The organism is Clostridium sp., from assembly GCF_016650035.1.
GTDB lineage: Bacteria > Bacillota > Clostridia > Clostridiales > Clostridiaceae > Clostridium_AD.
This window is the reverse complement of record NZ_JAENWM010000017.1, coordinates 42260-52764: the sequence shown is the minus strand read 5'-3', so window position 1 is coordinate 52764 and position 10505 is coordinate 42260. Positions and strand designations below refer to the sequence as shown.

The 10505-nt window shown below is 30.3% G+C and carries 11 protein-coding genes; all 11 read left to right on the top strand.

The genetic code is table 11. The features are described from left to right. The first annotated feature begins 156 nt into the window (after nt 1–156). The 11 genes from JJD95_RS06170 (at nt 157) to recN (ending at nt 10305) form a co-directional block, all read left to right on the top strand. Nucleotides 157–546 carry an Asp23/Gls24 family envelope stress response protein gene (locus JJD95_RS06170; protein WP_291641412.1) on the top strand — a complete coding sequence of 130 codons (390 nt, stop codon included), beginning with the start codon at nt 157–159 and terminating at the stop codon, nt 544–546. A 114-nt stretch (nt 547–660) separates the two neighbouring features. Then, nucleotides 661–1056, top strand: coding sequence for a transcription antitermination factor NusB (gene nusB, locus JJD95_RS06165; RefSeq protein ID WP_291641410.1), 396 nt, complete (start codon nt 661–663; stop codon nt 1054–1056). Nucleotides 1057–1212: 156 nt separating this feature from the next. Beyond that, the gene (locus JJD95_RS06160; RefSeq protein ID WP_291641408.1) at nt 1213–2061 is read left to right on the top strand and encodes a bifunctional 5,10-methylenetetrahydrofolate dehydrogenase/5,10-methenyltetrahydrofolate cyclohydrolase; all 849 of its coding nucleotides are present in this window, start codon (nt 1213–1215) and stop codon (nt 2059–2061) included. Then, nucleotides 2051–3256 carry an exodeoxyribonuclease VII large subunit gene (gene xseA, locus JJD95_RS06155; protein WP_291641406.1) on the top strand — a complete coding sequence of 402 codons (1206 nt, stop codon included), beginning with the start codon at nt 2051–2053 and terminating at the stop codon, nt 3254–3256. Before JJD95_RS06160 ends, xseA begins: the two co-directional genes overlap by 11 nt. Then, the gene (locus JJD95_RS06150) at nt 3256–3486 is read left to right on the top strand and encodes an exodeoxyribonuclease VII small subunit (protein WP_291641404.1); all 231 of its coding nucleotides are present in this window, start codon (nt 3256–3258) and stop codon (nt 3484–3486) included. The genes xseA and JJD95_RS06150 overlap by 1 nt, the downstream gene beginning before the upstream one ends. A gap of 27 nt (nt 3487–3513) precedes the next feature. Then, complete coding sequence (locus JJD95_RS06145; protein ID WP_291641402.1) at nt 3514–4383, top strand: polyprenyl synthetase family protein; 870 nt, start codon at nt 3514–3516, stop codon at nt 4381–4383. 147 nt (nt 4384–4530) lie between these two features. Beyond that, a complete protein-coding gene (gene dxs / locus JJD95_RS06140; RefSeq protein ID WP_291641400.1) occupies nt 4531–6393 on the top strand; it encodes a 1-deoxy-D-xylulose-5-phosphate synthase in 1863 nt (620 codons plus the stop codon). A 36-nt stretch (nt 6394–6429) separates the two neighbouring features. Then, complete coding sequence (locus tag JJD95_RS06135; RefSeq protein WP_291641398.1) at nt 6430–7242, top strand: TlyA family RNA methyltransferase; 813 nt, start codon at nt 6430–6432, stop codon at nt 7240–7242. Nucleotides 7243–7302: 60 nt separating this feature from the next. After that, a complete protein-coding gene (locus tag JJD95_RS06130; protein WP_291641397.1) occupies nt 7303–8151 on the top strand; it encodes an NAD(+)/NADH kinase in 849 nt (282 codons plus the stop codon). A 1-nt stretch (nt 8152) separates the two neighbouring features. Beyond that, nucleotides 8153–8605 (top strand): arginine repressor, encoded by a 453-nt coding sequence (locus JJD95_RS06125; protein WP_291641395.1) that lies wholly within the window; start codon nt 8153–8155, stop codon nt 8603–8605. An 11-nt stretch (nt 8606–8616) separates the two neighbouring features. After that, nucleotides 8617–10305, top strand: a complete 1689-nt coding sequence (recN, locus tag JJD95_RS06120) for a DNA repair protein RecN (protein ID WP_291641393.1) — start codon at nt 8617–8619, stop codon at nt 10303–10305. The last annotated feature ends 200 nt before the right edge of the window (nt 10306–10505 follow it).

Here is a 10505-nt window from a genome sequence, read left to right as displayed (position 1 = left end):
GTCTCTAGGAGGGATTTTTCAAATCTTTACAGACTTGTCAAGCGTTTTATGCAGAAAAAACGGGGGAATCAACAAAAATTAATGATACTAGAAATGAGTAATCATAGGAGCTAATGAGTTTCCGTGAAAGCTCAAGCTAAATAAGGGGGTACTAATATGGAAGATAAAATAATAAATGAAACAGAGATAGGTATTGTTAAAATATCTGAGGATGTTGTTAGTGTCATTGCAGGACTCGCTGTTGCTGAAATACAGGGAATAGTTGGAATGAGTGCTAGTATTGTTGGTGGGATAACTCAAATATTAAGTGGCAAAAAAAATTTATCTAAAGGTATTAAGGTAAATGTAGAAGAAAACAGTGCTGTAATTGATTTACACATTGTAGTTGAATATGGTGTTAAAATACCAGAAGTAACTGAGAAAGCACAAATTAATGTGAAAAGATCTGTAGAGCTAATGACAGGCCTTGCAGTGTCAGCTGTAAATGTTTATGTACAAAATGTTGTATTACCTAAAACAGAAAAGCTAGAGGAAATAGAAGCATAGTTATAAACACCCTCTGTTATCAGAGGGTGTTTCCACGTTAAATTTGATATTTATATCATTGTGCTTATGTAAAAGCTATAATTAAATATTACGAAAATGAAGGAGTATATTTAAATGAATAGAAGAAAGTCAAGAGAGATAGCAATGAAATTGCTTTTTGAAATGTCAATAAACAAAGAAAAGTATGAGGATATAATTGAAAATTTCAAAGAGCATACAGATGTTGATTTAGAAGATGTTGATATGTCATACATCACTAAGGCGTTAGCAGGAATCAATGAAAATATAACTGAAATTGATAAAAATATTGAAAAACACTTAATCAAGTGGAAACTTAATAGATTATCAAAAATGAATTTAGCTATTTTAAGAATTAGTACATATGAAATATTATTTGAGGAAGAAATACCTGATAAGGTATCAGTTAACGAGGGGATAGAACTTGCTAAGAAATATGGAGAAGATAGTTCTCCAGCTTTTATAAATGGTATATTAGCGAAAATGCTCTAAGAGCAATGCATTAACAAAAATATAATATAATTATTCAAAAAAATAACTAGTCAACCATGACTAGCTATTTTATTTATATAAAAGAGGTATTTTAGGATTATGTTAGAATTTTTATATTAACTAATATTTTTAGAATATATAAAAGGAGCGGATAATATGGGTATTAGAGTTAATGGAAAGCTAATTGTTGAAAAATACAGAGATGAAATTAAGTCCATTATAAATGAGGGGACTAAAAACGGGCGAAGGGTACCTTCAATCAAAACAATTTTAGTAGGTGATGATGGTGGGTCACTGTCATATGTAAAGAGCCAGAACAATCTCTGTGATAAACTTGGAATTTCTTATGCTTGTATTAAACTAGATGCGGACACTTCTGAAGAAAATGTTGTAGATATTATAGAAAAATTGAATGCTGATAATAGTGTGGATGGTATAATACTTCAATTGCCACTACCGAAAAAATTTAATGAAAAAGAAATAACTTCGAAAATTTCATATAAAAAGGATATTGATGGATTAACTGACAAGAATATGGGTAGATTTTATAAGGGGGAGAATTGTTTTATTCCCTGTACTGCTTTAGGTGTGATTGAAATGATTAAAAATACTGGATGCATTATTAAAGGCAAACATGCTGTTGTTTTAGGTAGAAGTAATATTGTAGGTAAACCAGCAGCACAACTACTACTTAACGAGGATGCAACAGTAACTATATGTCACTCTAAAACACTAAATTTAAAGGAAATTTGTAAAAGTGCAGATATTTTAGTTGCAGCAATAGGTAGACCAGGTTTTGTTACCGGTGATTTTATTAAAGAAGGAGCTGTTGTTATAGATGTTGGAACTTCTATGGTAGATGGTAAAATTACTGGAGATGTATGTTTTGATGAGGTTATATCTCATGCAAGCTATGTTACCCCAGTACCTGGTGGAACAGGACTCATGACTACCACAATGCTTATTAAAAATGTATGCGAATCATGGAGGGATAATGTTTATTAAAGTATTAACAGTAACTGCTCTAAATGGATATATTAAAAAAATAATAGATAACGACTTTATTTTAAATAATACCAATGTTAAAGGAGAACTATCTAATGTAAAATTGCATTCTAGCGGGCACATATATTTTTCATTAAAAGATGAATTTGGAAAGATAAATTGTGTAATGTTTAAATCTCAGGCATCCAAGCTTAAAATTACTCCTAGAGATGGTATGAACGTTATCATAAGAGGTAAAGTCTCTGTTTATGAACGTGGAGGAGCATATCAGGTTTATTGTGACTCAATGGAAGCAGATGGAGAGGGACAGTTATATTTAGCTTTTCAAAATCTAAAGGAAAAGCTAGAAAATGAGGGGCTATTTGATATTGTGCATAAAAAAAGCATACCTTCATTCCCAAAACGAATAGGTGTAATTACATCAGAAACAGGGGCTGCAGTTAAAGATATAATTAATGTAGGCATAAGACGAAATCCCTTGGTTAACATGCTTATATACCCAGCGCTAGTTCAGGGAGTAAATGCTAGTGCGGATATTATACGCGGAATAAAATATTTTAATGAATCAAAAAATGTTGAATTAATTATTATTGCAAGAGGTGGAGGTTCCATAGAAGAATTATGGGCATTTAATGAAGAAAATTTAGCAAATGAAATCTATAATTCTAAAATAGCTATAATTACTGGAGTTGGTCATGAAACGGATTTTACTATAGCAGATTTTGTGAGTGACTATAGAGCACCAACTCCATCAGCAGCTGCAGAAATTGCTGTGAAGAATTTAAGCGAGTTAAACAATGAAATTAAAGGATTTAGAGAACTACTATTAAGACGTGTGGAACTTGTGGTTACAAAAGAATATAATAAAGTTAAATTAATGGGTAAAACACTAAAAATAAATAATCCCCTAAATTATATAGTTAATCAATATATTCAAATAGATAATCTAAAAGAAGCATTGTGTTATAAACTTAATACCAAAGTTTCAATGGAAAAGCAGAAGCTTTCTAAATTCAATGCTCTTTTGAATGCACATAACCCGCTGAATATACTTAATAAGGGGTACGCGGTACTTAAAAACAATGAAAATGCGGTTATCAGTGAAATAGGTGCACTTAATAATGTGAAAGAGGTAAAAATTACATTGAAAGATGGTAGTGCTTCATTTAATATAAGCAATCTGGAGGGGTTTTAATGGCAAAGAAAAAAGAATCTTATGAAAACATGATGGAAAGGCTTGAAGTAATTGTTGACCTTATGGAGGTAAATGAAATTACATTAGAAGAGACTATGGCAAGTTATGAAGAAGGTGTAAAAATCTGTAATAGTTTATATAAAATTTTGAATGATACAGAAGGTAAGATAAAAATACTAACATCAGAAGGTGAAAAAGATTTTAGGGCAACAGGGGACGTAGTTAAATAAAAACATATAAAGAAAAGAAGGGATAATATGAACATGATATCGCTTAAAAATGAAATAGAGAAGTGGATAAGTGATTACTTTGAGGGTGTACCAGAAACTGACAGTAGAAATTTTGAGGCAATGGCTTATAGTATAAAGGTTGGCGGGAAAAGAGTTAGACCTATTTTAATGCTTCTTACCTATGCTATGTACAAAGAGGATTATAGAGTAATTTTACCTTTTGCAGGCGCTCTTGAAATGATTCATACATACTCGCTTATTCATGATGATCTGCCTTCAATGGACAACGATGATTTACGCCGTGGGAAGCCTACAAATCACAAGATTTACGGGGAGGCAATAGCCATCCTTGCAGGAGATGGGCTTTTGAACGAGGCTATGATAATAATGCTAAATCAGTGTTTAGATGGAAGTTTAAATAAAATTGTGGCCAGTAGCCTTATAGCAAAAGCTTCTGGTGCACAGGGCATGATAGCAGGACAAATATGCGATATTTTGAGTGAAGGCATATCAATATCAGAGGAAGAACTCTTATACATGCATAGAAATAAAACAGGGCAATTAATTAAAGCTGGAATATTATGTGGTGCTGTTTTAGGAAATGCTAGTGAGGAAGATTTATTGGATTTAAAAGAGTATGGTGACAAATTAGGTTTAGCATTTCAAATAAAAGACGATATATTAGATGTAATTGGAGAGGTTGAGATTTTAGGCAAAAATGTAAAAGCCGATGAATGTAATAATAAAACAACCTTTATAACTATGTATGGTTTAGAAAAATGTAAAACAAAATGTAACGATTTAACTCAGGAGTGCTTTGGAATTCTGAAAAAACTTAAAGTGAATACAGTATATTTAGAAGAAATTACTGAATTTTTATTGAAAAGAGATTGTTAGTGTTTGCAAAGTAATCACTCTTAATATGATGTTTCTAAATTGCTCGTTAATAGTGAATAGCTTTTGAAATAAATATTATTATATGATATAATATGCCCATAATTGTGGGTAATATAAATTTAATAATAAAAGAGGATAGATATATATATGAGTAAAATTATAGATGATTTTAATGATATAAATGCCGTGAAAGATATGTCCATACAACAATTGAATATATTTGCAGGTGAGATTAGAGACTTTTTAATTGAAAAAGTATCTAAAACCGGAGGCCATTTAGCTTCTAACCTAGGCGTTGTAGAGTTAACGCTAAGTTTGTACAATGTTTTTGATCTTGACAAGGACAAAATAATATGGGATGTAGGGCATCAATCCTATGTACATAAAATTCTTACAGGAAGAAAAGATAAATTTGATACACTTAAAAATTACGGTGGACTCAGCGGTTTTCCTAAAAGGGATGAAAGTAAATATGATGTGTTTGGAGCAGGACATAGTAGTACATCTATTTCAGCAGGGGTAGGTATGGCAAGAGCTAGAGACTTAAAGGGCGAAGACTATGACGTTATTTCAGTAATAGGTGATGGGGCCCTTACTGGGGGCATGGCTTTTGAGGCGCTAAATGATATAGGGTTTAAGAAAACTAAAATGATTATCGTGCTTAATGACAATCAAATGTCTATATCCAGAAATGTTGGAGGATTGTCCAAATATTTAAACTCAATAAGAATTGATCCAACATATAATAGGATAAAAAAAGAAATAAATCAAACGTTAATAAAGATTCCTTCTCTTGGTAAAGGCATGGTTAATTCAATTCAAAAACTAAAAGATGGGATTAAACAAGCACTGGTACCAGGTATGCTCTTTGAGCATATGGGTATAAAGTATTTAGGGCCTATTGACGGACATAATATTAAAGAAGTAAGTAAGGTTTTAAAGTTAGCTAGAGTAACAGACGGGCCGGTTATTATTCATGTTATTACTAAAAAGGGCAAGGGGTATAAATTTGCTGAAAGAGAACCACATAAGTTTCATGGAGTAGGTCCATTTGATCCCTTAACTGGGGAGTTACAAGGTAGTTCTAAGGAAAGTTACTCTAAGGCATTCGGTGAGCAAATGGTAAAACTTGCAACAGATAATAAAAATATAGTAGCAATAACGGCTGCAATGCCAGAAGGTACAGGGCTAGAAGCATTTTCAAAACAGTTTAGTAATAGATTTTTTGATGTAGGAATTGCAGAGCAACACGCTGTTACTATGGCTGCAGGAATGGCAACGCAAGGTATAATACCTATTTTTGCAGTTTATTCAACTTTTCTTCAGAGGGCTTATGACCAAATAGTACATGATGTTTGTCTTCAAAAACTACCTGTTATTTTTGCTATTGATAGAGCAGGGATAGTTGGCCAAGATGGAGAAACGCACCAAGGAGTATTTGATTTATCGTATTTATCTCATATTCCTAATATGACAATTATGGCACCTAAGTGTATAAGTGAATTAAAGTCTATGTTAACTTTTGCAGTAAAACAAGAGTATCCCATTGCTATAAGATACCCAAGGGGCGGCGATAATTCAAATGTTAAAATGTCTTGTATTGAAAACCTTCAGAGAGGAAAGTGGGAGAAACTATTTGATGGTGGTAAAATAGCATTAATAGCAACAGGTAAAATGGTTCAAAATGCAATTTTAGTAAGAGAAAAATTAAATAAACTAGGAGTAGAAGCTACTGTAATTAATGCTTGTTTTATTAAACCTATTGATAAAAAATTAATTGAAGAGCTTGTCAACGAAAAATATTCCATTGTAACTATAGAAGATAATCTTATACATGGGGGCCTGGGTTCTTTAGTATTAGAATACGTAAGTACATTGGAGGGGAAAACAAAAGTTATTAATTTAGGATTTCAAGATGAATTTATTACTCATGGGGTAGTAGATACACTTTATAAATTGCATAAGCTAGATGTGGATGGTATTTTTGAAAGTATTTTAGAGCTAGTCTAAAAAAGCCACTTTAGTGGAATCTTTAAGGAGTTTTTTATGTTAGAAAATAAAGAAAGATTAGATGTACTTGTAGTTAAAAGGGGAATTCTATGTTCTAGAGCAAGAGCAAAGGAAAATATAATTTCTGGAAACATATTTGTGGATGGTATTATGACTACTAAATATGGAAAAAAAGTGGATTTATCATGTGATATCGAGTTTAAAGGAGAAGATTTTCCTTACGTAAGTAGAGGTGGATTAAAGCTTGAAAAGGCTATAGAAAGCTTCAACATAGACCTTAAGGATAAAATCTGCCTTGATATAGGTGCTTCTACAGGTGGGTTTACCGACTGCATGCTATTTTATGGAGCGTCTAAGGTATATTCTATAGATGTTGGAACAAATCAGTTAGACGATAAGCTGCGAGGAGATACGAGAGTAGTGTCACTGGAAAATACCAACATAAGATATTTAGGTGTAGGCAGTATAGGTGAGCTCTCTGACTTTGCAAGTATAGATGTGTCATTTATATCCCTCCAAAAGGTTATTCCGAATTTACTAAACTTATTAAAGGCCGATGGTAGTGCTGTTGCACTATTAAAGCCACAATTTGAAGTAGGGGTAGGGGTTGTAAATAAAAAAGGTGTGGTTAAAAAGCAAAGTGAACATGTGGAGGTAATAATTAGGGTTTTAAATTATTTGAAATTTCTTGATTTAAGTATTATTAATGTTAATTACTCATCTATAAAAGGACCAAATGGAAACATTGAATACTTAATTTATTTTACAAAATCTAAAGATAAAAATCATAATTATATTGAGGAAGATATAAAGCTACTAGTTGGTGAAGCTCACAGTAATTTAAATTAGGTGTAAGGAAGGTAATAATTTATAGTTGATATCTGACATAGAGAATGGCAAGGAGGAAATATGAAAAAAATTGGCATTAATATAAATACCACTAAAGATAAAGATGGAAAAACAATTAAATATGTAAACGACGTCATTCGGAAATATATTGATGAAACTAATATATTTATATTTAAAGATTCAATTGGACTTGAAAATATTAAATATAAGGATTTAGATATTATTATTGCTTTAGGTGGAGATGGAACTATTATAGGGACATCACGTAATCTAAATAATTTTAATATTCCAATTTTAGGAGTGAATATAGGAAATTTAGGCTTTCTTTCTAGTGTGGAGTTAATAGAATTTGAAAGTGCAATGAAAAATTTTTTTGAAGATGATTATTACGTAGAAGACAGAATGATGCTTAATTGCACATTTCCTCATCGAGGGGACACTAAAGAATATGTTGCTTTAAATGATATAGTTGTATCAAAAGGAACACTAGCCAGAGTTGTTAAGTATGAAATACATATAGATAATAAATTTTATACGGATTTTACAGGGGACGGACTTATAATATCTACTCCCACAGGGTCTACAGCATATTCCCTATCAGCAGGTGGACCTATTATTTATCCTAATCTAGATGTTATAGCATTAACACCAATTTGTCCATTATCATTATCTATGAGAACTATAGTACTTGATGGTAAAAGTAAAATATCCGTAAGTATAAAAAGTGAAAATGAAAGCATATTTTTGACATTAGATGGACAACGTGCAATAAAGTTAAACACTTATGAGCAAATAGTAGTAAGTGTTTCAGATAAAAAATGTAGATTAGTTAAATTTAATGATTATGATTATTATCATATATTAAGGAAAAAAATAATTTCTAGAGCTATAGATTGTGAAGGAGAATAAAATGAAAATTGCGCGGCAAGCTAAAATAATTGAAATAATTCAGGCTAAAGATATTGAGACTCAAGAACAATTAGCAGAAAGTTTAAAAATAAGTGGATTCAATATTACTCAAGCAACAGTATCTAGGGATATAAAGGAACTTAAATTAATTAAGGTAATGAATTCACATGGAACTCATAAGTATGCTACTATTTCTCCAACTGATACTTTTTTATCAAATAAATTAGTTAATATTTTTTCTCAAACAGTTGTTTGTGTTGATTACGTAGATAAATTTGTAATTATAAAAACTATATCAGGAGCTGCATCAGCTGCTGCCGAAGCTTTAGATACACTAAAATTCAATGGTATTGTAGGAACTATAGCAGGTGATAATACTATTTTTATTTTAGTTAGAACAGAAGAAGATAAAGACGAATTACTTCAAAAGATCAAAAAAATGATAACAGATTAGGAGGTATTGGTATGCTCCTACAATTAAATATTATGAATTTTGCCCTAATTGAAAAGCTAAGTATTAATTTTGAACAAGGATTTAATGTGCTTTCTGGCGAAACAGGGGCTGGTAAATCAATTTTAATTGATGCTATAAATTATGTATTAGGCGGAAAATTCAACAAGAACTTAATTAGGACAGGGGAAAACAAAACTTATGTTGAGGCAATATTCTCATTGGATACTAAACACAATCAAAATGTTTTTGATGAAATGGAAATTGATTATGAGGACACGATATTTATAAGTCGTGAAACCTTTCAATCTGGAAAAAGCATCGCTAAAATTAATGGGAAATCATTGTTACTTTCAAAGGTTAAATATATTAGTAAGACATTACTGGATATCCATGGTCAACGCGATAATTATAATTTATTAGATAAAGCTAATCACATATCTTATCTGGATTCTTTTGGCTCTGATAAAATTAATAAAATTATAATATCATATAATGAAAAATATATAAGAATGACAACTATAAAGAATAAAATTAACAAACTAGAAGGAAATGAAGGAGAACGTGAAAAAAGAATTGATTTTTTAAATTATCAATTAGAAGAAATTAAGACAGCTAATCTTAAAATTGATGAAGACAAGGAACTCCTAGAAAAGTGTGCAATAATTACTAATTCAGAAAAACTGGAAAAACATTTATCAAAAAGCTATAGTGTTTTATACACTAGTGATGAAGAAAAAAATTCGGTTTTTGACAGCTTGGCTATTGCTATCAAAGAACTAAGAACTATAGAAAATCATATGGAAAAAATAAAAACAATTACTGATTCAATAGAAGAAAGTTACTATAATATTGAGGAAAACATTACAGACCTCCGAGACTTAAAAGAAACAATTTATTATGATGAAAGTGAATTAGAATATACCAATAGTAGAATACAGCTAATTAATACTTGTAAAAAAAAGTATGGAACTACTATACAAGAAATATTTAAATATAAAGAAAAAATAGAATTAGAGTGTGAAGAATTAATTAATAGTACTGAAATAATTTTGCTTCTAAAAAAAGAAAAATTAGAACTAGAGTGTGAAATGAAGATTATTGGTGATAAAATCCATAAAATTAGAGGTAGTATAGCAAAAGAACTTGGGGACAAAATAAAAGATGAATTAAACTATATCGGTCTTGAAAAAAGTAAATTTTATATAGAAGTAAAATTAGAAGATGAATTTTATGAGAATGGTTGTGACAAAGTTCAATTTTGTATATCAACTAATCCAGGTGAACCATTAAACCCATTAGAAGATATTGTGTCAGGAGGAGAATTATCTAGAATCATGCTTGCTTTAAAGACTGTATTCGTTGATAAGGATGAAATACCTACTGTTATATTTGATGAGATTGATACAGGTATTAGTGGTAGAATTGCACAGTGTGTCGCAGAAAAAATGTATTTAATATCATTAAGTCATCAAATTTTTTGTGTTACACATTTGCCACAAATAGCTAGTATGGCAGATACAAATTATTTAATATCTAAAAATGTTATAAATGATAAAACATTTACGAATATTATAAAGATGAGTGATAGTGAAAAACAGCAAGAAATAGCTAGAATGATAGGTGGAACTGAGGTTACTAAGTTAACACTTGAGAATTCTAAAGAAATGATAAATATGGCTAACAAACAAAAGAAAAAATAGATGTTGTTATTATTTAAAATAATTAGTAATAAAAATATGTTTTATAGGGAAAAATAAAGTCGTATATATGTATGGCTTTTTTTTATTTATTTTGTGGATATTGAAGATGGATATTATTTTTATAATATAGATACATATAAGTTTTTAATTGTTAGATTTATAGAAAAGGTGAAAATAATTCAAATAAAGAGAAATTTTTT

What these genes read in the sequence shown, in the direction of transcription:
- JJD95_RS06125 (WP_291641395.1), top strand. Translation starts at nt 8,153, where the DNA reads ATGAAAATTGCGCGGCAAGCTAAAATAATTGAAATAATTCAGGCTAAA.
- nusB (WP_291641410.1), top strand. Translation starts at nt 661, where the DNA reads ATGAATAGAAGAAAGTCAAGAGAGATAGCAATGAAATTGCTTTTTGAA.
- JJD95_RS06130 (WP_291641397.1), top strand. Translation starts at nt 7,303, where the DNA reads ATGAAAAAAATTGGCATTAATATAAATACCACTAAAGATAAAGATGGA.
- JJD95_RS06170 (WP_291641412.1), top strand. Translation starts at nt 157, where the DNA reads ATGGAAGATAAAATAATAAATGAAACAGAGATAGGTATTGTTAAAATA.
- JJD95_RS06135 (WP_291641398.1), top strand. Translation starts at nt 6,430, where the DNA reads ATGTTAGAAAATAAAGAAAGATTAGATGTACTTGTAGTTAAAAGGGGA.
- JJD95_RS06160 (WP_291641408.1), top strand. Translation starts at nt 1,213, where the DNA reads ATGGGTATTAGAGTTAATGGAAAGCTAATTGTTGAAAAATACAGAGAT.
- recN (WP_291641393.1), top strand. Translation starts at nt 8,617, where the DNA reads ATGCTCCTACAATTAAATATTATGAATTTTGCCCTAATTGAAAAGCTA.
- JJD95_RS06150 (WP_291641404.1), top strand. Translation starts at nt 3,256, where the DNA reads ATGGCAAAGAAAAAAGAATCTTATGAAAACATGATGGAAAGGCTTGAA.
- xseA (WP_291641406.1), top strand. Translation starts at nt 2,051, where the DNA reads ATGTTTATTAAAGTATTAACAGTAACTGCTCTAAATGGATATATTAAA.
- dxs (WP_291641400.1), top strand. Translation starts at nt 4,531, where the DNA reads ATGAGTAAAATTATAGATGATTTTAATGATATAAATGCCGTGAAAGAT.
- JJD95_RS06145 (WP_291641402.1), top strand. Translation starts at nt 3,514, where the DNA reads ATGAACATGATATCGCTTAAAAATGAAATAGAGAAGTGGATAAGTGAT.